This window comes from Vogesella sp. EB (assembly GCF_001037925.1).
Lineage (GTDB): Bacteria > Pseudomonadota > Gammaproteobacteria > Burkholderiales > Chromobacteriaceae > Vogesella > Vogesella indigofera.
Window position 1 is genome coordinate 108353 of the sequence record NZ_LFDT01000002.1, and the last position, 24426, is coordinate 132778.

At 65.1% G+C, this 24426-nt stretch carries 23 protein-coding genes and 6 tRNA genes; 4 read left to right on the top strand and 25 right to left on the bottom strand.

Annotated features, from left to right (window positions below):
* Positions 1–76: 76 nt before the first annotated feature.
* A complete protein-coding gene (locus ACG97_RS01990) occupies positions 77–697 on the top strand; it encodes a flavin reductase family protein (protein ID WP_047965646.1) in 621 nt (206 codons plus the stop codon).
* A gap of 220 nt (positions 698–917) precedes the next feature.
* Here ACG97_RS01990 and ACG97_RS01995 read toward each other — a convergent pair whose 3' ends face one another.
* The 13 genes from ACG97_RS01995 to ACG97_RS02060 all read right to left on the bottom strand — a co-directional run bounded on the left by ACG97_RS01995 (position 918) and on the right by ACG97_RS02060 (position 10863).
* Complete coding sequence (locus ACG97_RS01995) at positions 918–2132, bottom strand: integrase arm-type DNA-binding domain-containing protein (protein WP_047965647.1); 1215 nt, start codon at positions 2130–2132, stop codon at positions 918–920.
* A gap of 527 nt (positions 2133–2659) precedes the next feature.
* Positions 2660–2744: transfer RNA gene (locus ACG97_RS02000), tRNA-Leu, on the bottom strand.
* A gap of 71 nt (positions 2745–2815) precedes the next feature.
* On the bottom strand, positions 2816–4099 hold the full coding sequence (locus ACG97_RS02005) for an acetyl-CoA C-acetyltransferase (RefSeq protein WP_047965648.1): 1284 nt from the start codon (positions 4097–4099) through the stop codon (positions 2816–2818).
* A 192-nt stretch (positions 4100–4291) separates the two neighbouring features.
* Entirely contained in the window at positions 4292–5680 is a 1389-nt protein-coding gene (locus tag ACG97_RS02010; protein WP_272767981.1) for an amino acid permease, read from the bottom strand.
* 966 nt (positions 5681–6646) lie between these two features.
* Positions 6647–7312: a HugZ family protein gene (locus ACG97_RS02020; protein WP_202902684.1), complete on the bottom strand. Its 666-nt coding sequence runs from the start codon at positions 7310–7312 to the stop codon at positions 6647–6649.
* Between the two features lie 136 nt (positions 7313–7448).
* Positions 7449–7522: transfer RNA gene (locus ACG97_RS02025), tRNA-Cys, on the bottom strand.
* Positions 7523–7561: 39 nt separating this feature from the next.
* Positions 7562–7637: transfer RNA gene (locus tag ACG97_RS02030), tRNA-Gly, on the bottom strand.
* A 29-nt stretch (positions 7638–7666) separates the two neighbouring features.
* Positions 7667–7742: transfer RNA gene (locus tag ACG97_RS02035), tRNA-Gly, on the bottom strand.
* 35 nt (positions 7743–7777) lie between these two features.
* Positions 7778–7853, bottom strand: a tRNA-Gly gene (locus ACG97_RS02040).
* Positions 7854–7889: 36 nt separating this feature from the next.
* Positions 7890–7965 (bottom strand) — tRNA-Gly (locus ACG97_RS02045).
* Between the two features lie 78 nt (positions 7966–8043).
* On the bottom strand, positions 8044–8625 hold the full coding sequence (pgsA, locus tag ACG97_RS02050; protein WP_047965652.1) for a CDP-diacylglycerol--glycerol-3-phosphate 3-phosphatidyltransferase: 582 nt from the start codon (positions 8623–8625) through the stop codon (positions 8044–8046).
* A 17-nt stretch (positions 8626–8642) separates the two neighbouring features.
* Positions 8643–10451, bottom strand: a complete 1809-nt coding sequence (gene uvrC / locus ACG97_RS02055; protein ID WP_238377232.1) for an excinuclease ABC subunit UvrC — start codon at positions 10449–10451, stop codon at positions 8643–8645.
* A complete protein-coding gene (locus tag ACG97_RS02060; protein ID WP_082133616.1) occupies positions 10441–10863 on the bottom strand; it encodes a DUF4124 domain-containing protein in 423 nt (140 codons plus the stop codon). Before ACG97_RS02060 ends, uvrC begins: the two co-directional genes overlap by 11 nt.
* A gap of 171 nt (positions 10864–11034) precedes the next feature.
* On the opposite strand from ACG97_RS02060, the gene guaB reads away from it, so the two are divergent.
* A complete protein-coding gene (gene guaB, locus ACG97_RS02065; protein ID WP_047965792.1) occupies positions 11035–12498 on the top strand; it encodes an IMP dehydrogenase in 1464 nt (487 codons plus the stop codon).
* 90 nt (positions 12499–12588) lie between these two features.
* Here guaB and ACG97_RS02070 read toward each other — a convergent pair whose 3' ends face one another.
* The 4 genes from ACG97_RS02070 to ACG97_RS02085 form a co-directional block, all read right to left on the bottom strand.
* On the bottom strand, positions 12589–13986 hold the full coding sequence (locus ACG97_RS02070; protein ID WP_047965654.1) for an EAL and HDOD domain-containing protein: 1398 nt from the start codon (positions 13984–13986) through the stop codon (positions 12589–12591).
* Between the two features lie 62 nt (positions 13987–14048).
* Entirely contained in the window at positions 14049–15149 is a 1101-nt protein-coding gene (aroC, locus tag ACG97_RS02075) for a chorismate synthase (protein ID WP_047965655.1), read from the bottom strand.
* A 263-nt stretch (positions 15150–15412) separates the two neighbouring features.
* Positions 15413–16042: a 2OG-Fe(II) oxygenase gene (locus tag ACG97_RS02080; RefSeq protein WP_047965656.1), complete on the bottom strand. Its 630-nt coding sequence runs from the start codon at positions 16040–16042 to the stop codon at positions 15413–15415.
* A 143-nt stretch (positions 16043–16185) separates the two neighbouring features.
* Complete coding sequence (locus ACG97_RS02085; protein WP_047965793.1) at positions 16186–17109, bottom strand: alpha/beta fold hydrolase; 924 nt, start codon at positions 17107–17109, stop codon at positions 16186–16188.
* A gap of 204 nt (positions 17110–17313) precedes the next feature.
* Between ACG97_RS02085 and ACG97_RS02090 the strand changes: the two genes are divergently transcribed.
* A complete protein-coding gene (locus tag ACG97_RS02090) occupies positions 17314–18567 on the top strand; it encodes a DEAD/DEAH box helicase (RefSeq protein WP_047965657.1) in 1254 nt (417 codons plus the stop codon).
* 82 nt (positions 18568–18649) lie between these two features.
* Here ACG97_RS02090 and rlmF read toward each other — a convergent pair whose 3' ends face one another.
* Positions 18650–19606, bottom strand: coding sequence for a 23S rRNA (adenine(1618)-N(6))-methyltransferase RlmF (gene rlmF / locus ACG97_RS02095; RefSeq protein ID WP_047965658.1), 957 nt, complete (start codon positions 19604–19606; stop codon positions 18650–18652).
* Positions 19607–19967: 361 nt separating this feature from the next.
* Between rlmF and ACG97_RS02100 the strand changes: the two genes are divergently transcribed.
* On the top strand, positions 19968–20411 hold the full coding sequence (locus ACG97_RS02100; protein WP_047965659.1) for a hypothetical protein: 444 nt from the start codon (positions 19968–19970) through the stop codon (positions 20409–20411).
* 18 nt (positions 20412–20429) lie between these two features.
* Here the strand turns inward: ACG97_RS02100 and ACG97_RS02105 are convergent, their stop codons facing one another.
* From ACG97_RS02105 to ACG97_RS02130, 7 genes are all read right to left on the bottom strand, one after another.
* The gene (locus ACG97_RS02105; protein WP_047965660.1) at positions 20430–21362 is read right to left on the bottom strand and encodes a GlxA family transcriptional regulator; all 933 of its coding nucleotides are present in this window, start codon (positions 21360–21362) and stop codon (positions 20430–20432) included.
* On the bottom strand, positions 21359–21880 hold the full coding sequence (locus ACG97_RS17460) for a hypothetical protein (protein WP_156167859.1): 522 nt from the start codon (positions 21878–21880) through the stop codon (positions 21359–21361). Before ACG97_RS17460 ends, ACG97_RS02105 begins: the two co-directional genes overlap by 4 nt.
* Positions 21877–22074 (bottom strand): DUF1737 domain-containing protein, encoded by a 198-nt coding sequence (locus tag ACG97_RS02110; protein ID WP_047965661.1) that lies wholly within the window; start codon positions 22072–22074, stop codon positions 21877–21879. Before ACG97_RS02110 ends, ACG97_RS17460 begins: the two co-directional genes overlap by 4 nt.
* 18 nt (positions 22075–22092) lie before the next feature.
* The gene (locus ACG97_RS02115) at positions 22093–22554 is read right to left on the bottom strand and encodes a GNAT family N-acetyltransferase (RefSeq protein ID WP_047965662.1); all 462 of its coding nucleotides are present in this window, start codon (positions 22552–22554) and stop codon (positions 22093–22095) included.
* A gap of 10 nt (positions 22555–22564) precedes the next feature.
* On the bottom strand, positions 22565–23458 hold the full coding sequence (locus ACG97_RS02120; RefSeq protein ID WP_047965663.1) for an EamA family transporter: 894 nt from the start codon (positions 23456–23458) through the stop codon (positions 22565–22567).
* 120 nt (positions 23459–23578) lie between these two features.
* Positions 23579–23812, bottom strand: coding sequence for a DUF1272 domain-containing protein (locus tag ACG97_RS02125; RefSeq protein ID WP_047965664.1), 234 nt, complete (start codon positions 23810–23812; stop codon positions 23579–23581).
* Positions 23805–24374, bottom strand: a complete 570-nt coding sequence (locus ACG97_RS02130) for an isochorismatase family protein (protein ID WP_047965665.1) — start codon at positions 24372–24374, stop codon at positions 23805–23807. The genes ACG97_RS02125 and ACG97_RS02130 overlap by 8 nt, the downstream gene beginning before the upstream one ends.
* Positions 24375–24426: the final 52 nt, after the last annotated feature.

Sequence of the window (24426 nt, forward strand, 5' to 3'; positions counted from 1 at the left end):
CTGGTGCTGCGGACGCGCACCGCGCCGGAGGCGTCGGAGGCTGCACCCCTTGCGCTCCTCCCAAAAGGGTAAAACTATGACCGACTGGCATTTCTACGAACCGGCGCAGGGGCATTCCCTGCGTCACGATCCGCTCAACGCCATCGTTGCTCCGCGACCGATCGGCTGGATCAGCACAGTCTCTAACGACGGCGTGCGTAACCTTGCGCCCTACAGCTTCTTCAACCTGTTCAGCTACAAGCCGCCGATCATCGGTTTTTGCTCGCTTGGTGCAAAGGACTCGCTCGCCAACGCGCGTGATACCGGCGAGTTCGTATGGAATCTGGCGACGCGAGAGCTCGCCGAGGCGATGAACGCCACCGCAGCGATGGCGCCAGCGCACATCGATGAGTTCGAGTTGGCGAAGCTGGAGACGCTGCCCTCAGCCAAGGTGCGACCATCGCGCGTTGCGACTAGCCCGGTGCAATTCGAGTGCGTGGTCACTCAGATCGTGCAGCTTGAGGCGCAGAGTGGCGCGGCGCTCCCGGCGTGGTTGGTGTTGGGCGAAGCAGTAGCGATCCACATTGACCGGCAGCTGATCAAGGACGGCGTGTACCAGACTGCGCAGGCGCGCCCTATCCTGCGTGGAGGTGGGCCCGCCGACTACTTCGAAATCGGCGCGGGGCAGCTCTTCACGCTTGAGCGACCGGGTGATTGACTTGGCGTCGAGCGACCGGAGCAAAAGGGTGGAAGGCACAAGCTGTCGCTACGCATGGGGGGCCTATGGAGCTTCCTCTATGCATACGACACAGGCTACGCCTTGAACTGCCTCTCGTTTACTAGATACTTTTATGGCTGCTTTCAATATGAAAGCAGCTATCTTTTATTTGGTACACGAAGGACCGCTATGGCCGACAAGCGGCCAACAGAACTCTGCCCTATCCCCTACTCCGCTTGAAGTCCACCGGCCGCACGTTCACACCCTGTTGTGCGTCCAAGAAGTTCGCCCACCACTGCATCAGCTTGCGCCGTTCGTCCAGATATTCGGCGCGGTGATACGCCGCCCGCACCTTGTTGCGTTCGGCGTGGGCCAGCTGGCGTTCGATGATGTCCGGATCGAAACCCTCTTCATTCAGCGTAGTGGATGCCAGCGCACGGAAGCCGTGCGGGGTGGCCACGCCCTTGTAGCCCATGCGCCCCATGGCATAGCTCAGGGTGTTTTCACTCATCGGCCGGTCGTGGTCGGTCATGGCCGGGAACAGTAGCGCACCGCGCCCGCTCAGGGGCCGCAGGCTGGCCAGCAGGGCAAGGGCTTGCTGTGACAGGGGCACGATGTGCATCACGCGCATTTTCATGCGTTCGGCCGGGATACGCCATTCCGCCCGCTCGATGTCGAATTCATCCCAGCGGGCCGCGCGCAATTCGCCAGGCCGCACAAAGGTCAGCACCAGCAGGTGCATGGCGATGCGGGTAGGCTCATAAAGGTTGGCCACAGCCAGCCGGCGGTAGAACTCGGGCAGCTCGCCACGTGGCATCGCGGGCCGGTGCTCAACTTTGGCGGCGGTCAGTGCGCCGGACAAGGCAAGGGCGGGGTTGATGGCCAAGCGCCCGGTCTGTACGCCGTAGCGCAGCACGGCGCTGATACGCTGCAACACGCGCCCTGCCGTCTCAATGGCGCCTCGCTTTTCCACCTTACGGACGGTGGAGAGGATTTGCGGGGCAGACAGATCGGTGATGGCGATATTGCCCAGGTCGGGAAAGGCATCATTCTGTAGTGATTCCAGCACACGGCGGGCATGGTCCGGCGTCCAGCGCGGCAGCTGCTTTTCGTACCACTCCTGCGCCAGCAAGGCGAAGGCATTGGCGCTGGCCTCTTTGGCGGCGATCTTGGCCGCTTTCTTGGCTTCGCCGGGGTTCACCCCTTCCGCCAGCAGCTTGCGTGCCTCTGCGGCCTTCTCCCGTGCCTCAGCCAGCGAGACAGCCGGGTACTTGCCGGGTGACAGCACGCCCGCCTTGCCATTGAAGCGATAGCGAAAACGCCAGTTTTTGCCACCGGCTGGTGTGACCTCCAAAAACAGGCTGTCACCGTCTTTCAGGTAATACAGCTTGTCTTGCGGCTTGGCCTGCTTAATGGCCAGATCGGTTAATGCCATACAGCCCCACTGTGTATAGATTCGCGTGTATAGATTTTGCGCCGTCAGGCTGGTGCACTGGCCCCCGCCGCGCCCGGCGTTGCCGGACTCAAGAGCAGCTTGCAGGGCCTCGAGCTGCCCCGATTGGCGCAATTTATCATGTCACCATAGTGACGCCCCGAAATGTCACTACGGCAAACCTTCAAAAAACCCTTTAAAAACAATGCCGTCACTATGTCACTACCGTCACTACGCATTTTTAGAGGGGTAGGAAAAAGGCAGAACAACACGCGGCCATCCCTGACAAGGTGCCGCCCAGCGTGGCAGGGCATACACACATTTTTGTCACCAGAGTATGAATGGGAAAAGGTGCTGGGGACGGCTGGTGTGTATAGATTTTAGGCCGGCAATAGTTCTATACACAAATCTATACACAAAAAAGCTGGATGTTACTGGACGTTGCTGCACGCTACTGGACAACAAAAAACCCGCAAAGCCTTGTAGCTAGCGGGTTTCTGTTCTGTCTTGGACTTCCTTGGAAGTCGGTGTGGTGCCCCCGACCGGAATCGAACCGGTACAGCTTGCGCCGAGGGATTTTAAGTCCCTTGTGTCTACCAATTTCACCACAGGGGCACAGACAGGGCGCTGATTCTAGCGCATAAGCGCTGCCGGCGGCAATCTGCGGCCAAGCCTGGCCGCCTTGCTCAGCGTGACAGGATGGCGGTGACGCCCTGGCCGCCGGCGGCGCAGATCGAGATCAGGCCGCGGCCGCTGCCCTTTTCCGCCAGCAGTTTGGCCAGCGTCGCCACCACGCGGCCGCCGGTGGCGGCAAACGGGTGGCCGGCGGCGATGGAGCTGCCGTTGACGTTGAGCTTGCTGCGGTCGATGCTGCCCAGCGCCGCCGGCAGGCCGAGGCGGTCACGGCAGAAATCGTCCGATTCCCATGCGGCCAGCGTGCACAGCACCACCGCGGCGAAGGCTTCATGGATTTCGTAGAAATCAAAGTCCTGCAGGCTGAGGCCATGCTTTTGCAGCAGGCGCGGAATGGCATACGCCGGCGCCATCAGCAGCCCTTCGCGCTCGTCGACAAAGTCCACCGCCGCGACTTCGCCGGCGTCGAGCCAGGCCAGTACCGGCAGATTGTTGGCCGCCGCCCACGCCTCGCTGGCCAGCAGCACGGCCGAGGCGCCATCGGTGAGCGGCGAGGCGTTGGCGGCGGTGATGCTGCCATTGCCCCGCTCGAAGGCCGGCGCCAGTGTCGCCATTTTCTGCAGCGTACTGTCCGGGCGCAGGTTGTTGTCGCGCTGCAGGCCGTGGTACGGCATCACCAGATCGTCGAAAAAACCGCGCTCGTAGGCGGCGGCCAACCTTTGGTGGCTGGCCAGCGCCAGTTCGTCCTGCGCCTGGCGGCTGATGCCGTAGCGCTGGGCGGTGATTTCGGCGTGCTGGCCCATGGATTTGCCGGTGCGCGGCTCGGTGTTGGCCGGCAGCTCCGGTAGCAGGTGCGCCGGCTTCAGTGCACGCAGCAGGTGCCGGAGCTTGGCGCCGCTGCCCTTGGCGGCGTTGAGGTCCATCAGCGCGCGCTGCAGGCCGCGGTGCACCGCCACCGGCGCGTCCGAGGTGGTGTCGCTGCCGCAGGCGATGCCGACGTCGATCTGGCCGAGCGCAATCTTGTTGGCGACGAGGATGGCCGCTTCGAGCCCGGTGCCGCAGGCCTGCTGCACGTCGTAAGCCGGGGTGGCCGGGTGCAGGCCGGATGACAGCACGCACTCGCGCACCAGGTTCCAGTCGCGGGCGTGCTTCATCACCGCGCCGCCGACCACTTCGCCCAGCACCTTGCCGTGCAGGCCGTATTTGTCCACCAGCCCGCGCAGGGTGTCGGTGAGCATGGTGTGGTTGGAGAGCTGGGCGTAGGCGGTGCCGGAGCGGGCAAAGGGAATGCGGTTGGCGCCGACGATGGCGACCTTGCGGGGCTGGCCGTGAAGCATGGGGAATCCTCGTGTGCGGTGATGGTGTGTTGTTATGGTGTGGCCGCGCACCGGGCGCGGCGGCCAACTATTAAACACCCGTTTCAAACACCGCGGCAATGTGTGCCGCCGGCACGGCCACCCAGCACAAAGCAATGCGGCCAACCTTGAACCCAAGGTTGGCCGCATCCATTTAGCACCGCTGACAGCGGATCAGCGTGGCTTGTGCAGCAGCGAATTGCGTCGCGAATAGCCGAAGTACACGCCGAGGCCGATCAGCAGCCAGCCGACAAAGAACACCCAGGTCAGCGCCGACAGCTGCGTCATCAGGAACACGCAGAACAGGATCGCCAGCGCCGGCACATACGGTACCGCCGGGCAGTAGAACTTGCGCGGCAGGTCCGGCTCGCGCTTGCGCAGCACGATCACCGCCAGCGCGATCAGCGAGAACGCGGCCAGGGTGCCGATGTTGACCAGCTCCGCCAGCGTGTGCAGCGGCACGAAACCGGCGATCAGCGCGATCACCGTGCCGACCATCCACGTCGCCTTGTACGGGGTGCCGTATTTCGGATTGATGTCGGAGAACACCTTAGGCAGCAGGCCGTCGCGCGACATCGCCAGCAGGATACGGGTCTGGCCGTAGGTCATCACCAGGATCACCGTCATCATGCCGAGGATGGCGCCCAGATCGACAAAACCGGCAAACCAGTCCAGCTTCGCCACCTGCAGCGCCAGCGACACCGGATGGTCGATGCCGGCAAACTGCGCGTACGGCACGATGCCGGTCATGATCGCGGACACGATCACGTACAGCAGCGAGCAGATCGCCAGCGACCAGATCACCCCGCGCGGAATGTCGCGTGCCGGGTCCTTCACCTCTTCCGCCGCGCAGGTCACCGCATCGAAGCCGAGGAAGCTGAAGAACACGATGGCGGCACCGTGGAACACGCCATCAAAACCGTAGGGCAGCGCCGGCGACCAGTTCACCGGCTTCACGTGCCACATGCCGATGACGATGAACAGCACCACCACGGCGACCTTGATCATCACCACGATATTGTTGATGCGCTTGGATTCCTTGATGCCAAACGCCAGCAAGCCGGTGATGATCATCGCGATGCAGAACGCCGGCAGGTTGAACAGCGTGTCCTTGCCCGGCACCGCACCGGCGGCCGCCGTCAGCGCCTCTGGCAGGGTGATGCCGAAGCCGGCCAGCAGGCTCTGGAAGTAGCCGGACCAGCCCACCGACACCGCCGACGACGCCAGCAGGTACTCCAGCATCAGGTCCCAGCCGATGATCCACGCCACCAGCTCGCCCAGCGTGGCGTAGGCGTAGGTATAGGTCGAGCCGGAAATCGGCAGCATCGCCGCAAATTCCGCGTAGCACAGCGCGGCAAAACCGCAGGCCAGCGCGCCGATCACGAACGACAGCACCAGCCCCGGCCCGGCCACGGTGGCACCGGTGCCGGTCAGCACGAAAATCCCGGTGCCGATAATGGCACCAATCCCCAGCATGGTCAGGTCAAACGCCGTCAGTTCCTTGCGCAGCCCTTGTGAGGTCTGCGCGAACTCCAGCATGCCCTGAACGCTTTTCTTGCGCATCAAGCCCATGTATTCCTTGTCCCTAATGTTGGCCGCAGCGGCTGCCTGTCGTTATTCAAGGCGGCAATCCGGCTGGCGGCAGATCGTCTGATTTGTCCAGGGTTTGCCAGCGCTGCTGTCGCCCGCTGCCGGGGGCGAGCACAGTACCGTGACAAACAAGGGGCGGGATGTTACCGCAAGCACCGGAGCCGGCAAATACGCCGATCGGCGCCTGTCTTTACGCCGCTTGCCCGACACCAGCGGCGCCACTACAGAAAACGTCTCCGATTATTCATTTCGGCAAATAATGTTGCCCAAGGCGGTCAATGGCAGCCACAAATTCAGCCATGCACGCTTTTGGCATAGCTGTGACGACAAACATAAATTTGCATACAATCGATCAAAAACATTCGATTTTTGGCACAGCTCACCACAAAAACTGTTCCACCCTCGGCCAAACGGCAGCATTTCGGACTGGATTGCCACCTCGCCATGGCCGGCGACACGCTGCCGCATGAGCGCGACAAGGCCGGTAAACAACCTTGCCAGCTGCGGTGCTGGAGCTGGATCTTGCCCTTGGACGGGCACGGGGGCTGGTACGGCGCACAGTCTGGCGCGCGGGGCCAACGCAAGGTTGGCCGCAGCCCGATCTGCACCGTGATGGGGTGTGGAGATGCGGCCGGCGCTCGGTGCGCGACCGTTGCCAGGCTGGGCAGGCAGGATAGGAAGGGAGATCCGCTCAGAGTGGCGTCAGCGGCGCTCGCTTTGCAATCTGTCGCGGCCATGCAGCTGGCCGCCCACCGTTGAACACAGGGGGCTTGTCTGCTGCTGGCACAGCAGCCTGTGCGCTATCTCCTGCCCGAGACAACAAACGAGGCCGGAGCAGGCGCCGGCATTACGCTGTACTCGAACGGCGGCAGCAATACGCCACCGCGGCGGTCTTGCGCAGGAGCTTGCCCGCCACGACCGCCTGTTGGCAAGGGCCGCCTAAGCGGCTGTAGCCAGCCGCGCCTGCGCCGTCGTCAGCAATGTCGCCTCGTTTGCCGGCGCGGCGAAGTCCAGTCGCTGCCGCACGCCGTCGCGCAGCACGTCCAGCCCGCAGACATCCAGCCCCAGCAGCTGCAGCGTGGCGTCCGCCGGCTGCAGGGCCGCCAGCAGTGCCTGTTCCTGCGCCGCTGCCAGTTGCGGCAACGCGGCCCAGTCGCTGGCGTCGACCCAGCCCATACGGCCGAAGCCGCCGATAAAGCGCAGGCGCTTGGGCTGCAGGCAGAAAAAATGGAAATCGCCCAGCGCCAGGTAATCGGCGAACGTCGGGCAATAGCGCAGCAGCCGCGCCAGGGTGTCCGCGTCCGGCGGCATCGCCTGCAGATCGCCCACCAGCGTCATGCGCTCTCCTTGCAGCACGTCGGCACCGCCCTGTTGCAACAGCACGCTGACGCGGCCATCGGCGCGCACATTGCGGCAGTGTTCGGCCAGCTCGCTCATCAGCAGCCACGGCCGGTGCGCCGCATCCAGCGCAAACGGCAACACGGTGACAAACGGGTAGCCCGGCAGCGCCTGCGACTGCGTCGCCAGCGCCAGCGAGCTGCAGCGGTGCAACAGGGACAGACAATCGGTAACGGGAATGTTCATGGCAAAGGTTGGCCGCGACATGGAGATGTTCCCAGCTTAGGCAACATCGCCGGGCACGGCAATCGGCGCCGGCGGGCAGTTCTGCGGGACGGGTATCGCAACAGGCAAGACGAACAAAACAAAACCCCCAGCAAACTTGGTTTGCTGGGGGTTTGTCTGGAGGCGCGATCCAGAGTCGAACTGGACTGACCGGATTTGCAATCCGGGGCATAACCGCTTTGCTATCGCGCCGTAAGCATTTGATGCTCGCTGTGGCGAATCATCTGAATCTGGAGCGGGAAACGAGGCTCGAACTCGCGACCTCAACCTTGGCAAGGTTGCGCTCTACCAACTGAGCTATTCCCGCAGGGGTACTGCCTGATGCCGTAAATTGTATGGAGCGGGAAACGAGGCTCGAACTCGCGACCTCAACCTTGGCAAGGTTGCGCTCTACCAACTGAGCTATTCCCGCGTCGCATGATACTGCTGTACATCTGTAAAACCGGGTGGAGCGGGAAACGAGGCTCGAACTCGCGACCTCAACCTTGGCAAGGTTGCGCTCTACCAACTGAGCTATTCCCGCGTCGCATGGTACTGCTGTACATCTGTAAAACCGGTGTGGAGCGGGAAACGAGGCTCGAACTCGCGACCTCAACCTTGGCAAGGTTGCGCTCTACCAACTGAGCTATTCCCGCATCACTTCTCGTCGTCGCTGTGTTACTGCGTTGTCGAGAGCTGCGAATTATAATGACCAAAAAATTATTGTCAACCTCTCACAGCTCGATTTTTTTGCCGGAAAACTGCGTGGCGGCCATCTTCAGGTAGTAAACCATTGACCACAAAGTCAAAATAATGGCGACCACCATGAAAATATTTCCGAGGATCAGGGTGTCGATGGCCGGCAATACCGGGCCGGCGTACAACAACAACAGAATGGCGATCATCTGCGCCGCCGTTTTCAGCTTGCCGATATAGGCCACCGCCACACTACCGCGGCTGCCCTGCGCCGCCATCCACTCGCGCAAGGCCGAAATCGCGATCTCGCGCCCGATGATGATCATCGCCATCCAGCCCTCGGTGCGCCCCAGCTCCACCAGCAGGATCAGCGCCGCCGCCACGATCAGCTTGTCGGCCACCGGGTCCAGAAAGGCGCCAAAGGCCGAGGTCTGCCCCAGGCGACGCGCCAGGTAGCCGTCCAGCCAGTCGGTGGCCGCAGCCAGTGCAAAGATGAAGGCGCCGAGGCTATTGCGATGGTGGGACAGCAGCACGCTGTCGGGGAGAAAGAACACGGCCACGCAGACGGGGATCAGGGCGACGCGCAGCCAGGTCAGGAAAATCGGCAGGTTGAAGGGCATTATCCGGGTGTCTTTATTCAGTGCAGGGCTTGGTAAATTTTTTCTGCCAGCGCGCGGCTGATGCCGTCTACTTGCGCCAGATCGTCGATGCTTGCCGCCACCACGCCGCGCAGGCCGCCGAAACGGGTCAGCAGCCGCTGGCGCCGTGTCGGGCCGACGCCGGCGATGTCCTCCAGCGTCGAACTGGTGCGCGCCTTGGCGCGGCGCGCGCGGTGGCCGGTGATGGCGAAACGGTGCGCCTCGTCGCGCACGGTCTGGATCAGGTGCAGCGCGGCGTGATCGCGCGGCAATTGTAGCGTCTTTTGCAGATGGGGAACGATCAACGTTTCCAGCCCCGGTTTGCGGCTTTCACCCTTGGCGACACCGACAATCGGCACGTCGACGCCGACCTCGGCCAGCACTTCCAGCGCCACGCCGACCTGGCCCTTGCCGCCGTCGATCAGCAGCACGTCGGGCAGCCTGCCCTCGCCGGCCGCCAGTTTGCTGTAGCGCCGGGTCAGCGCCTCGCGCATGGCGCCGTAGTCGTCCCCGGCGGCGGCGGTCTCGATATTGAAGCGGCGGTATTCCGACGGCTGCATGCCGCCACGGTCGTACACCACGCACGAGGCCACGGTGGCCTCGCCCATGGTGTGGCTGATGTCGAAGCACTCCAGCCGCGCCACCTCCTCCACTTCCATCAGCTGCGCCAGCGCCGCGAGGCGGGCGTTCTGGCTGGCGGCACTGGCCAGGCGCTGGCTGATCGCCAGCTGCGCGTTCTTCTGTGCCATCTCCAGCCACACGCGGCGTTCGCCGATCGGGTTGCCGATGAAGACCAGCCGCTTCTGCGCTTGCTCGACCAGCAGCTGCTGCAGCTCCGGCGCCACCGTTTCGTTGTGGATGATGGCCGCCGGCAGCGGTGCGCCGAGGTAATGCTGGGCGAGGAAGGCCTCGAGGTTGGCCGCAAGGCTGTCGGCGGCGTTGAGCGGGAACAGGCTCTTGTCACCGAGATGGCGGCCACCGCGGATCATCACCAGGTTGACGCACACCACGCCGCCGTCGCTGGCGATGGCGATCACGTCGGCGTCGAGCTGGCTGGTATTGCTGGAAATGAACTGCTTTTCCTGCACCCGCGCCAGCGCCTGGATCTGGTCGCGCAATTCGGCGGCCTGCTCGAAATGCATCGCCTCCGATGCAGCCAACATGCGCGCGGTGAGCAGGTCGATCAGCTCGTTGTGCTTGCCCTGCAGGAAGGTGACCGCGCTCTGCACGTCGGCACGGTAGGCTTCGCTGCTGATCTCGCCGGTGCACGGCGCCGAGCAGCGCTTGATCTGGAACAGCAGACAGGGGCGCGAGCGGTTGGCGAACACACTGTCCTCGCAGGTGCGCAGGCGGAACACCTTCTGCAGCACCTGGATGCTTTCGCGCACCGCGTAGCCGTTGGGATAGGGGCCGAAGTACTGGTGCGGCTTTTTCGGTTCGCCGCGGAAATAGGCCAGCTGCGGGAAGGCGTGCCCGGACACCATCAGGTAGGGATAGGACTTGTCGTCGCGAAACAGGATGTTGTACTTGGGGGTCAGCGCCTTGATCAGGTTGTTTTCCAGGATCAGCGCTTCGGCCTCGCTGCGCACCACGGTGGTGTCGATGGCGGCGATCTGGCGCACCATCAGCTGAATGCGCGGGCTGTGGTCGCTCTTCTGGAAGTAGGAGCTGACGCGCTTCTTCAGGTCGATGGCCTTGCCGACATACAGCACGTTGCCGGCGGCATCGAGCATGCGGTACACCCCCGGCAGGCTCGGCAGATTGGCCAGGAAGGCCTTGGCGTCGAAGGCCGGCAATTTAGTTGCCACACCAGGTCCTGACGTGATCGCGCGCGGCGGCGATGGCGGCGCTCAGCGTCGCCTCCGACTGCGGCGCGGCCTTGGTGGTCGCCTTGGGCTGGTTCAGGCTTTCCAGTTTGGCCAGATGGCTACGCGCGGTGCTGCAGTTTTCCTGCTTGATCTTGCGGTTGTGCTCGTCGATGCGGTCGTTGAGCTGCTTCACCTGCTGCGGCAGGCCGCCGTCGCTGGCCGGTGCCGAGGCCGGGCTGGCCGCCGTGGCCGGCAGCGGGCGCAGCTTCACCGTTTCCGACTTGCGACCCTGCGGTGGCGGCTGGTCAGAAAACACGGTGCGGCCATTGCCGTCCACCCAGCGATAGACCTGTGCCTGCGCCGCCGTTGCCAGCAGCAGTGCCCCCAGAAACACCCTGTAAACAGCCTTCATCACCTCTCGCCTCCCGCCTTACCATGAATCGCCATTCTAGCGTGCGCCCGCCATGGCAGACAGCTTTGTTGCGACCGTACCCGCCACCGGCGCGCACCTCATTCGCCACTGCCTTTTGCACTGCGTGCGCGGGATCGGTATAATGCGTTTTTGCCGCTAAAGGAAAGCAAGATGCGCATCATCGAGAAGGCCTACACTTTCGACGACGTTCTCCTCGTGCCGGCCCACTCCGCCGTTCTGCCACGTGACGTTGCCCTGTCCACTCGCCTCACCCGTAACATCAGCCTGAATCTGCCCCTGGTCTCCGCTGCAATGGATACCGTCACCGAATCGCGTCTGGCGATTGCGATGGCCCAGGAAGGCGGCATCGGCATCATTCACAAGAACATGACCGCCGAGCAGCAAGCGCTGGAAGTGTCCAAGGTGAAGCGTTACGAAAGCGGCGTGGTCAAGGACCCGATCACCATCGCCCCGGACATGCTGGTACGCGACCTGGTGTTGCTGACCCGTCAGCACAAGATCTCCGGTCTGCCCGTGGTTCAGGATGGCAAGGTAGTGGGTATCGTCACCAACCGTGACCTGCGTTTCGAGACCCGTCTCGACCAGCCGGTGGCCTCCATCATGACCCCGCGCGAGCGTCTGGTGACGGTGAAGGAAGGCGGCAGCATCGATGAAGCGCGCGAGCTGATGCACAAGCATCGCCTGGAGCGGGTACTGGTGATCAACGACGCCTTCGAGCTGAAGGGTCTGATTACCGTCAAGGACATCATCAAGACCAGCGAACACCCGAACGCCAACAAGGACAGCCAGGGTCGCCTGCGCGTCGGCGCGGCAGTCGGCACCGGTGGCGACACCGCCGACCGCGTGGCAGCACTGGTGGCCGCCGGCGTCGACGTGATCGTGGTCGATACCGCCCACGGCCACAGCCAGGGCGTACTGGACCGCGTGAAGTGGGTGAAGGACACCTTCCCGCAGGTGGACGTGATCGGTGGCAACATCGCCACCGCCGACGCTGCCCGCGCACTGGTGGCCGCTGGCGCCGACGGCGTGAAAGTGGGCATCGGCCCAGGCTCGATCTGCACCACCCGTATCGTGGCCGGTGTCGGCGTACCGCAGCTGACCGCCATCCACAACGTGTCCGAAGCGCTGAAAGGCACCGGCGTGCCGATGATCGCCGACGGCGGCATCCGCTTCTCCGGTGACATCTCCAAGGCGCTGGCCGCCGGCGGCAACGCCGTGATGCTGGGCGGCATGTTCGCCGGCACCGAAGAAGCCCCGGGCGAAGTCGAGCTGTATCAGGGCCGTTCCTACAAGTCCTACCGTGGCATGGGCAGCCTGGGCGCGATGAGCCAGGGTTCCGCCGACCGCTACTTCCAGGACGGCAACAGCAACGCCGACAAGTTCGTGCCGGAAGGCATCGAAGGCCGTGTCGCCTACAAGGGCCCGATCGCCCAGGTGATCCACCAGCTGGTGGGCGGCCTGCGCTCCTCGATGGGCTACCTGGGTTGCAAGACCATCGACGAAATGCACGACAAGGCCGGCTTTGTGGAGATCACTTCCGCCGGCATGCGCGAATCGCACGTGCACGACGTACAGATCACCAAGGAAGCACCGAACTACAACGTCGGCGGTTAAGCCCCCCAGCGTTGGCCGCAAAAAACCCCCTGTTACAAAACAGGGGGTTTTTTTGTTGGTGGCCGGTGCCTGACGGCAGCGGCTGCCGGTTTATTCCGACTGCACCAGGATTTCCTGCGCCCACACCATGGCGTCGATGTGCGCCTTGTTGACGTCGGCCGGCTCCAGCTTCAGCAGCTCGGCCAGCGCCACGATGCGGTCGGCGTTGTCCTGCTCCGCAGAAATGGCCAGCGCCAGATACGGTGCGAACATGCCGCGCTGGTTGAGCAGCGCATCGGCCACCGTCGGCGGCAGGTCCAGCGGCGACAGCGCGCTGGCCATCTCCACGTGCATCAGCGCGTCCAGCAGCGAGAACATGCCGGACAGGAACAGGTGCTCGCACTCCAGGCGGTTGTTGCCGCCCAGCTTGCCCAGCGTCTCCATGAAGCGGGCGCGGAACAGCGAGCGCTCCAGCAGCGCCACCGAGCGGCCGTCGTCCTTGCGTGAGGTGAACAGCAGCAGCGTCAACCACTTGAACAGCGATTCGCGTCCCAGCAGCAGCAGCGACTCCTCGATCGACATCACCTTGCGCGACAGACCGTTGGCCGGCGAGTTGATGAAGCGCAGCAGCTTGAACAGCAGCACCGAATCCAGCTTGAACTGGGCGTCGATCTCCTGCGTTTCCGCCCCGGCACGCAGCAGGCGCATGATTTCCAGCACCCGCATCTGGCTGGCGTCGGCCTTGCCGGCGGACTGCGAGCGCACCGCGGTCAGGAACGCGCCCTGGAACAGCACGAAGCGCTTGGCGGCGCCCGGCGTCTTGACACAGACATCGAAATCCTCGCTGGAGCTGATATTGCGCGCATACCAGCGCGCGGCGGGATAACGCGCCAGCATCTGGTCCATGAACGGCGCCAGCACCTCGTCGGCGGCGCCGCTGAAGTCGAGGATCAGCAGGTCGATGCGGGAGAACAGCTCGTCCTGCAGCGCCTCCGGCAGCACGCGGCGGTCGAACAGCGACGGCTCCAGCGCAAAGCGGCGCCCCTGCGCGCGATGCTGGTCGATCAGCGCGATGGTGCTGTTGCTGACCGGATCGTCGATCGCCGGGTTGAGCACGAAATAGACGCGGTCGCTGGGGAAAGCCTCCAGCGACGCGTCCTGCAGCGACAGCGTCGACACGTGCACCAGCGCACGGCGCGAATTCAGCAGCCGGAACACGTCCATGTTGATCAGCGTGCTGATCATCAGCCGGTCGAACTGCAGCCACTGCCCGGCCGACGACTCGCGGCGCTTGACGGTATCGCGCACCATGAACTCGTAGGCCACCACCCGCTGCTGCAGGTCGTGCAGCGGCTGGTGGGTGACAAAGCCCAGCGTGTGCGGCAACACGATATTGTCGCCACTCTCCGCGGCCGGCGTGCTGGCGGCGGCGGTTTTCACCTCGCGGCTTTCCTTGGCTTCCTGTGCTTGTCCCTTGCCGGTCAAGCTGCCAAACAGACTTTTGAACATGGCAAACCCTATTGTGTGCGAACGACGGGCAGCCTGACGCTGCCTCTTGGATGGAAGAGCGCTTAGCCGATGCGGCCGGGAATGCGCGGGGTATCGACCCGCACATCGCCGCACTGCGCGCGGTGGCGCAGCGCGTGGTCGATCAGCACCAGTGCCAGCATCGCCTCGGCGATCGGCGTGGCGCGGATGCCGACGCAGGGGTCGTGGCGGCCGTGGGTCTCGACCATGATCGCCTCGCCGGCCTTGTTGATGGAGCGGCGCGGCTGCGCGATCGACGACGTCGGCTTGATCGCCATCGACACTTCGATCTGCTGGCCGGTGGAAATACCACCGAGGATGCCGCCGGCGTGGTTGCTGGCAAAGCCTTCCGGCGTCAGCTCGTCGCCGTGTTCGCTGCCACGCTGGGTGACGCAGCCGAAGCCGGCGCCGATCTCGACGCCCTTCACCGCGTTGATGTTCATCATCGCGTAGGCGATGTCGGCGTCGAGGCGGTCGTACACCGGCTCGCCCCAGCCCACAGGCACATTGTCGGCCACCACGCGCAGGCGTGCGCCGACCGAATCCAGGCTCTTGCGGATGCTGTCCATGTACGCTTCCAGCGCGTCGACCTTGCTGGCGTCGGCGGCGAAGAACGGGTTGTTGCCGACCTCGTCCCAGCTCTGGAACGGGATCTCGATGTCGCCAATCTGCGTCATGTGGCCGCGGATCACGATGCCGTATTGTTCATGCAGCCATTTCTTGGCGATGGCGCCGGCGGCGACCCGCACCGCGGTCTCGCGCGCCGAGGAACGGCCGCCACCACGCGGGTCGCGGATGCCGTACTTGTGCCAGTAGGTGTAGTCGGCGTGGCCGGGGCGGAAGGTGTCGGCGATATTGCCGTAGTCCTTGCTGCGCTGGTCGGTGTTGCGGATCAACAGCGCGATCGGCGTGCCGGTGGTCTTGCCCTCGTACACGCCGGACAGGATCTCGACGGTGTCCGGCTCGCGGCGCTGGGTGACGTGGCGGCTGGTGCCGGGTTTGCGGCGGTCCAGCTCGGCCTGGATGTCGGCTTCGGACAGGGTCATGCCCGGAGGGCAGCCGTCAACAATGCAGCCGATTCCCGGCCCGTGGCTTTCGCCGAATGAAGTAACAGTAAACAGCAGGCCCATGCTATTGCCAGACATCGCTTTATCCCTTGCCTATTTTTTGGTGATCGCTGCTGATTCTAGCACGGACCGGCAACGCTGCCGGCGCTTGCACAGCGTCACAATTCACCAAATGGCACCGCCGCCAGGCCGCGCCGCCGGGCGCGCGCCACCCGTTAAAACGGCGTCATCGGCCGGCCCGCGGCCCGGGCGCGCCGGCCGCCAACATGGCGGCCAACGTTGGCCGCAAAAAAAGCGCCCCGCAGGGCGCTGTGCTTTTGGCGAAGTGGCGAAGCAGCCGCTCACCACGGCATGTTGCCGCCGCGGCGGCGGTACCAGCCGGTGACCGACAGCCGCTGCTGCCGTGCCGGCAGCACCTCGTGCCAGAAACGGTCGGACAGGAACAGTACCAGCGTGCCGGCTTCCGGCTCGACGTCGATGAACTCGCGGCAGTCGGCATCCAGATACAGGCGGATCTGGCCGCCGGCCTGCTGCGGCCAGGCCTCGTTCAGATAAAACACCGTGGTCAGCGTGCGCGCGTCGTCGTCCTGGAAGCGGTCGAGATGCTTCTTGTAGAACGCGCCTTCCGGATACACCGCGAAGTGCGACTCCAGCTCGACGAGGCCGAGGTACAGGCCGCGATTGACCGCCTGCATGATGTCGTCCATCGCCGCGTTGTAGGCCTGCACCGCCGGCAGCGCCGCCACCTGGTCCAGCCACAGCACCGAGTCGGAGCGGATCTCGGCACGGCGCGCCTGGCCGTCGGCGCGGCCGGTGGCGGCCTCGTGGAACAAGCCCTGCTGCCACACGTCGAGGCAGGCGGTGCGCAGGTTGGCGGTCATGGCGGCGGACAGCGCGTGCGGGATCACCACCCAGCCCTCGCTGGCGAGGGTGTCGATGACGTGGTCGAGGTCGAATTGCAGTTGGGACATGGCCGGAAACGGTCGCAAGGATAAACACAGCCCGCTTTCTACCACAGCCGGCCGCCGGCGGCGAATGCGCCAGGTCAAGCCCGTCGCAGTTTCCCGCCCGGCATCGGCGCCGGTTTGCGGCCAACGTTGGCCGCAAGCCGTGCTCAGTAGTTTTCCTGCACCATGCCGTAGCGCCCGGCCAGCCATTCCAGCACCAGCGGGAAATGATCGCGCACCGCGTCGGGGTGGGTCAGCAGGCTGACGTGGTTGTAGTCGTGGCGATGGCCGCTGTGGCGTGCCAGCAGCCGCAGCCGCGACAGGTGCGCGCCGCTTTCGTCGCGAAAGCGCTTCACGTCGGCCGGGTGGCCACGACAGGGATCGTTCTGCGCGGCGAAGTACAGCGCCGGCGGCAGTTGCAGCGTCTGCGCCGCTTGGCGGTAGTCGAAGCGGTCGTCGCTGTCCAGCCACGGCCGATTCTGTGCCCAGAGCTTGCTCTGACGGTGGCTCTTGTCGGTTTCATCGTCGGCGCCGAGGCCGAGACGGCGCGCCGGCAGGTAACCGACGCAGCGGCACAGCACGCGGCCGACGATGTTCCACAGCAGATCGACTTCCAGCAGCTTGTTGAGATTGCGCACCTGCACGCTGCGCTTGCTGCCGAAGTAGACCAGGCTGGCCACCTGCGCGATCAGCTGCGGCTGGCGCAACAGGCAGCTGCTCATGTGCACGCCGCCCCAGGAGTGCGCCATCCAGTGCACCGCCACCTCGCCCTTCAGCTGGCGGATCGCCGCCTGCAGCGCCGGCAGGTCTTCGGTGATGGTTTCGGTCTGGCCGTGACGCGCGCCGCGGCCGATGCGCGGCGTGCTGCGGCCGCGACCGCGCAGGTCGGCGACGAACACGTCGTAGCCGTGGCGCGCCAGATAGTGCGCCAGCCCCTTGCCATTGTCGGAATAGAAGATGCGGCCGTTGGCCATCACCCCGTGCAGCAGCAGCACCGGCGCGCCGTCCTTTTCCGGATGGCGGATGCGCTTCAGGTATAGCGTGTCGGTGGCGGTGACCGGCACCCACAGATCGTGTTCGCGGTTTGTCATGATTCCTCGTGTGTCGCGGATGATGGTCTGCGCCATCATTAAAACAAGCGATTGAATCATCCAAGGGAATGACGCTGGCGTCAATCGGCTGCCCGCCCCCCGTCTATCCCCCACCACGCAGCGGGCCGGCGTGCATCGCCATAGTGCCGCGCGCCCAAAAGCCGTAGACTGCCGCCTTCACGAATTCACGCCCCGCGCCCGCCCATGCCCTTTTCCACCCTCGGCCTTGACCCGGCGCTGCTGCACGCGCTGGACGAACAGGGCTTCCACACCGCCACCGCCATCCAGCGCGAGGCGATCCCGGCGATCCTGCACGGCCGCGACCTGCTGGCCACCGCCCGCACCGGCTCCGGCAAGACCGCCGCCTACTGCCTGCCGCTGTTGCAGCGCTGGCAGCACGACCGCCATGACGGCAAGCAGCCGACGCTGCTGGTACTGCTGCCGACGCGCGAGCTGGCGCAACAGGTCGGCAGCGTGCTGCAACAACTGGCCCGCCACCTGCCGCCGCCGAAGATCGTCACCGTCTACGGCGGGGTGTCGCTCAATCCGCAGCTGATGGCGCTGCGTGGCGGTGCCGACATCATCGTCGCCACCCCGGGCCGGCTGCTGGAGCTGCTGGCCAACAACGCGCTGCGCCTGGATCAGGTGCGCACCCTGGTGCTGGACGAGGCCGACCGCCTGCTGGAACAGGGCTTTGCCGACGAGCTGGAACAGGTGCTGGCCGCGCTGCCGCTACAGCGCCAGACGCTGCTGTTCTCCGCCACCTTTGCGGCCAACGTGCAGCAGCTGGCGACAAAGCTGCTCACCGACGCGCAGCGCATCCACATCGCGGAACAGGCGCCGGACATCCGCCAGCGCGCGATCGAGGTCGATAGCCGTCAGCGTACCGCGCTGCTGTGCCGGCTGATCGCCGAGCAGGAGGGCGCGCGCATGCTGGTCTTCGTCGCCAGCAAACAGGGCGCCGCCGAGCTGGCGCAGACGCTGCAGCGCGAGGGCATCCGCGCCGCCGCGCTGTTCGGCGAGCTAGCACAAGGCCGCCGCGAACGGGTGCTGGAAAACCTGAAGGACGGCACGCTGCAGGTGATCGTCGCCACCGACCTCGCCGCGCGCGGCATCGACATCCCGGCGCTGCCGGTGGTGATCAACTACGACCTGCCGCGCTCGCCGCAGGACTACACCCACCGCATCGGCCGCACCGGCCGCGCCGGCGAAAGCGGCCTCGCCATCAGCCTGATCGACGCCGACAGCCGCGCCCACTTCCGCCTGATCGAGAAGCGGCTGCAGCTGAAACTGCCGCGCGAGCAGCTGGCCGGCTTCGTGCCGGTTGACGAACCCTCGCCAAGGTTGGCCGCAGCCGACGACAACGGCGGCATCAAGGGCAAGCGCCCGAGCAAGAAGGACAAGCTGCGCGCCGCCGCCGCAGAAGCCGCCGCGCAACAGGCCGCCAAGCCGGACTGAGCCGCGCTGAACGCAAGCAAGAAAAAACCCCGCCCGGCAGCACCGGCGGGGTTTTTCATGTCTAGCTGACCGCGGCCAGGCCTCAGCCCTGCCAGCGCTCCTCGCGCCACTCGGCTATCGCCGCGTTGTCGAGGAAGGTCCACGCCACGAAACGGCTGATCTTCTGTCCCTGCGCCATGTTGACGGTCTTGACCTGCTTCGCGCCCAGCTTGCGCAGCTGGCGGTACAGCTCGTGCAGGTGCGCCTCACGCGACACCAGCGAGGTGAACCAGCAGCACTGTTCGGCAAACTCGCGGCTCTCCTGCGCCATGGTGCGCAGGAAGGTGACTTCGCCGCCGTCGCACCACAGCTCGGCATGCTGGCCACCGAAATTCAGCACCGGCTTGTCCGGCACCTCGCCGGTGAGGTTGCTCACCTTGCGCCGCGACACCGCCTCGGCCTCTTCCGCCGAGGCGTGGAACGGCGGGTTGCACAGCGTGACGTCGAAACGGTCCTTGCGCTGGATGACGCCGGCAAACACCTTGCCCGCGTCCGCCTGCAGCCGCAGCGTCAGCGCGCCGGACAGCACCGGGTTGAAATCGGCGATCGCCTTCGCCGCTTTCAGCGACACCGGATCGATGTCGCTGCCGACGAAGCGCCAGCCGTACACGCTGCGGCCGATAATCGGGTACACGCAGTTGGCGCCGACGCCGACGTCAAGCACGTTGACGCGCGGCGGCACGGTGCCGCCATTGCAGGCGGCGAGCAGGTCGGCAAGATGATGGATGTAGTCGGCACGGCCCGGGATCGGCGGGCACAGGTAGCCCGGCGGCAGATCCCAGAAGCCAATGCCGTAGTAGTGCGCCAGCAGCGCGCGGTTCAGCGCCTTGACCGCCGCCGGATCGGCGAAGTCGACGCTGTCGTCGCCGTAGTCGTTGGGGCGCACAAAGGCAGCCAGCTCCGGCAGACTGGCGATCAGCGCCGGGAAGTCATAGCGCTGGCGATGCGCGTTGCGCGGGTGCAGACCGGCTTTGCCGGTTGGTTTGGGTGTGGCTATCATGAGGTATACCGCAAAAACAATGGCCGGATTGTACGGGGTTATCGTGCCGGCTGCAGGATTGCCGGCACCACACCAGCGTCAACCGCGGCAGGTTGACGGCCATTGCGGCCAACCTTGGCCGCCCAAGGGGCGGATGCGGCCAGACGCCACAATACATGTGCGCCACCGCACCGACATGACACCCCGCGTGTCGCACTCTTGTACTCAATTGCGAGCCTGAACGCGCCCCTCTCCGAGTTGGCGCTGGCCGCACACCCCATCGCCACCGCTAGCGGCCTGCGCACGCAGGCAAACGACTGGCAACGCCAGCGCCGCGCGACGGCGGCATTAGCGGGCGCCCCGCCCGCAAGGAGGCTTGATCATGAACACCATCCACTCACAACAGTATTCAGCGCTGATGCTGGGCTTGCTGCTCGGGCTGGCCCCGCTGGCACTGCACGCAGAAGACGCCATGCCTGCCACGCTGCAGGCCGCCAATCTGCAAATACAGCAACAGAACGGCATCGCCTATCTCAGTGGCGGCGTCGGCCAGGACGAATCGCAGGCCATCAAACAGAGTGCCGGCTACAGCCTGCACCTGACCTTTTCCGAAGGAGGCGGCCAGTATGTGGTCGGCGTCGATGTCGACATCCGCACCAGCAAGGGACAGCCGGTGCTGTCGCTGCAACAGGTCGGGCCACTGCTGTATGCCGACCTGCCGGCCGGCAGCTACCGGGTGGACGCCAGCTATATGGGCATGCGCCAGCAGCGCAATGTACAGCTGGGCCGGAACGGCTCGCGCAGCCTGAACTTCAACTGGCGCTAGCGCCAGCCCTCCCCGCGCTCAGGCCAGCTGGCCGGGATTGACGCTTTCGAACTTGTGCCACACCCGCCGCATGTCGCGCGCCGAGGCAAAACCGGCGCCTTCGGCGGCGCGTTCCACCGCCACGCCCTGCTGCAACAGCTGGCGCACCACCGCCACCCGCAGCCGCTGCTGGTATTCGACGATGCCGACGCCGGCCTGCTCGCGGAACAGCCGCGTCAGATGACGCGGACTGAGATGGACGCGCTCGGCCAGCGTCTCCACCGGCCAGCGCAGCGCCGGATCGCGCGCGATCAGGTCCTGCGCGCGGTGCACCGCCGGGTGCAGGTGATTGCGGAACGCCAGCCACGGCGACAGCTGCGGATCGTCGCCGGCGCGGCGGCTGTACAGCACCATGCGCCGCGCCACGCGAGCGGCGATGTCGGCGCCGGCATGGCGCTCGATCAGCGCCAGCGCCAGATCCATGCCGGTGGTGATGCCGGCCGAGGTGGCGATGTGGCCGTCCTCGACAAACACGCGGTTGTCCAGCACCCGCGCCTTCGGCGCCAGCGCCGCCAGCTTGGCGGTAAGGCTGTGGTGCGTGGTGCAGGCGCGGCCGTCGAGCAGCCCGGCCATGCCGGCCAACAGCGCGCCGGAGCACACCGTCGCCAGGCTCACCTGCGGCGTGATGTGCTGCTGCAGCCAGTCGATCAGCCGCTGCGCCGCCGGCGTGGCGTAGTCGGCATCCTCGTCCACCGTACCGCACAGGATCACCAGGCTGCCATCGACCAGTGCCTGCGGCAACGGCGCAATCAGCGACATGAGCCCCAGCGAGCTGACGCACTCCGGCTCCGGCCCGGCGACGTGCAGGCGAAACGGCGCGCCCTCGTCGATGGCCATGCGCAGCGCCTCGGCCGGGCCGACGAAATCCAGCGCCAGATAGCGCGGTGTGAGCAGGAAGATGATGTCGATCACGAAAGAACCTGAACCTCATCAAAATCAAAAATATCAAAAAACGAGATGACGTTACTTACGACATCAACGAAGTTGCGCCAACTGCCATCATCAAGTTTGATCCAGACATAACTCGCTTCGGCAAAAAAACCGGACCCAAATGGGGCACTGAATAATCCATCATGGCTAGTTGCATCCAGCTGATCAGAATGCTCCAGTACCCGCGGCGATTTATTCCCACGCGTTTCATTAGTGAGAATGCAGTGTTTACTTGCATCACAAACATCCCTGACTAACAAGAAATCTGGGCACTTCACCGCAATGGCCTCGGCAATCTTTGTTACCCCCCAACCTTGATTTGCCTGAGCCTTCAAGTAGTCCACCAAATGGTAAAGAACGATTGCAGCCAATCTGGCTCTTCTGACACTGAAGGGGTCATGCAGAAACTCGTCAACAGTTGGCTTTACTGTTTCCCGAAAATAGCTCTGAGCAACATTCACTGCCACTTTTTCCCCTTGTTGCCAATTTCCGATACTCACAACTCCCCCAGCCGGATCTCCGGCGCATACTCGCCGTCGACCTCTTTCACGATCGCCTGTGCCGCGATCACGCGCTCGCCGTTGAAGGTCAGCGCCGGGTTGCCGTGCAGGTGCCAGCCGCGGTTGAGCGCCTCGCTGACGCGGTGGCAGAAGGCGGCGTCGTCGGGGCCGGTCAGCAGTCGGTACAGTTTCATATCGCGTCCTGTCGGGAGTTAAAAAGTCTGGCGATACACCACAAAACCGGTATCGCGCGCCACGCGGTCATACAACTGGCGCGCGGCATGGTTGGTGTGATGCGTATGCCAGTACAGGCTGGGACTGCCGGCCTGCCGCGCCGCGTCGGCCACGGCGGCAATCAGCTGGCGGGCCACGCCCCTGCCCCGTGCTTCGGGCACGGTAAACAGGTCCTGCAGGTAGCAGGCGTGGTGCAGCATCAGCGTGTTGCGGTGAAAGATATAGTGCGCCAGACCCAGCAGTTGCCCGCCCTGCCAGGCCAGTAGCGCATGGACCGGCTCGGCCGGATCGAGAAAGCGCTGCCAAGTGAGCCGGCTGATGCCGGGCGGCAGCGCGCTGGCGCCGTGGCGGCCGTAAAAGGCGTTATAGCCGTCCCATAGCGGTAGCCAGGCGGCAAAATCGTCCGCACCGGGCGGACGCAGGGTGAGGTCGTTTGCCATGCGGCCAACCTTACGCCGGCTGCGGTTTGCGCAGCAAGGCCAGCAGCCGCGGACCGAACATATTGATGGCCAGTCCGGACACCAGCACCACGCCGCCGGCCAGCTGCCAGAAGCTGAGGCGCTCGCCCAGCACCAGCGCCGAGGACAACACCCCCACCAGCGGCACCAACAGCGAATACGGCGCCACCACGTTGGCCGCATGGCGCGACAGCAGCTTGCTCCACTGGCCGTAGCCGAACAGGGTGGCGATCAGCGCCAGATAGCCGATGGCGAACAGGCTCTTGCCGCTGACCACCTGTGCCCAGTCGATACTGCTCGACTCGAACATGGCCGACAGCGCGAAGAACGGCACGATCGGTGCCAGGCTACCCCACACCACCAGCCCCAGCATGTCCGGCTGGTAGCCGGCGCCGACGATGCGACGCACCACCACATTGGAAAACGCCCAGCAGGCGGCGGCGCACAGGGTCAGCACAAAGCCGGCCAGCGGCAGGCCGGCGGCGCCGAGGCCGCCGATCAGGTACAGGCCGCAGCCGCCGACGACCAGCCCGCCCAGCTGCCAGCCGCTGAAGCGCTCGCGCAGCCAGGCCATGCCGATCAGCAGGGTGAAGAAGGCGGACGACTGCAGCACGATGGAGGCGAGGCCGGCCGGCATGCCCAGTTTCATCGCCGAAAACAGGCAGGCAAACTGTCCCAGCCCCATGGTCAGGCCATACAGCGCCAGCCAGCGCCACGGGATGTTGGGGCGGCGCACGAACAAGAGGCCGATGCCCGCCGCCGCGGCAAAGCGCAGCGCGCCGAGCAGGAAGGGCGGCACGCCGGCCACGCCCCACTTGATCACCACGAAATTGAAGCCCCACACCGCGACGATGGCGAGGGCGATCAGTCGGTCTTGCCAGTTCATGGCCTTTGCTCCTGCGAAGTTGTGCCCGGCCACCGCGGCGGCCGGGCGGGTGAACCCAGTCTGTTACCTTACGCCACCGATGCCAGTGGCAACAGCAACAGTGTGTTCACGATTGCACGGCTACAGCTGGCGCGGCTTGACCACGCGCTGGCTGCTGGCCGGGTTGGCCGCCAGTTTCGCGCCCACCCGCCGCGGCCGCGGCAGCAGCTCGCCGCCGCAATTGGGGCACAGCTGGTGCAGCTTTGCCGCGCAGTCGTGGCAGAAGGTGCACTCGAAACTGCAGATCAGCGCCTGCTCGCTGTCGCCGGGCAAGTCGGTATCGCAGGCCTCGCAGCCGGGGCGCAGCTCAAGCATGGCAGGCCTCCTCCGCGTCCAGCCGTGCCAGCACGCTGTCGACGCTGTGGATTTCGGCAAAGCGGCCGGCCAGCACCAGCTCGGTGCGGGCGATGATGTCCTCCGGGCTGTAGACCCGGCCGCTGACGGGATGGGTCATCGCAAAGGTCAGCGTCGCCTCCGACACGTAATCGACGGCAAAGCCGAGATCGCTGCCGACGCGGGTGGTGGTTTCGCAGCACTGCTCGCTGCGGATGCCGCTGACGATCAGGCGGTCGATGCCGCGCGCCGCCAGCCACGCCTGCAGGCCGGTATCGGTAAACGCGTTGTGCACGTGCTTGGTAAAGGTCACATCGGCGCCGTCCGGCAGCCACGCCATCGGCCGCACCAGGCCGGAGGCGGCACCGAACGGGCCGTCACCCTCCTCGTGCAGCACATGCACCACCGGTAGGCCGCGCGCACGGGCGCCGGCGATCAGCGCCAGCAGCTTGTCCCGAAACGCGGGCAAGGCGGCGGCATCCCAGTACGGGCGTTGCAGGAAGGAATCCTGGACATCAATCACAAGCAGGGCGGAACGGGACATGGCAGCTTCCTTGGTAGTGGCAGGGGAACAACGCCATTGTGGCTGCGGCCAA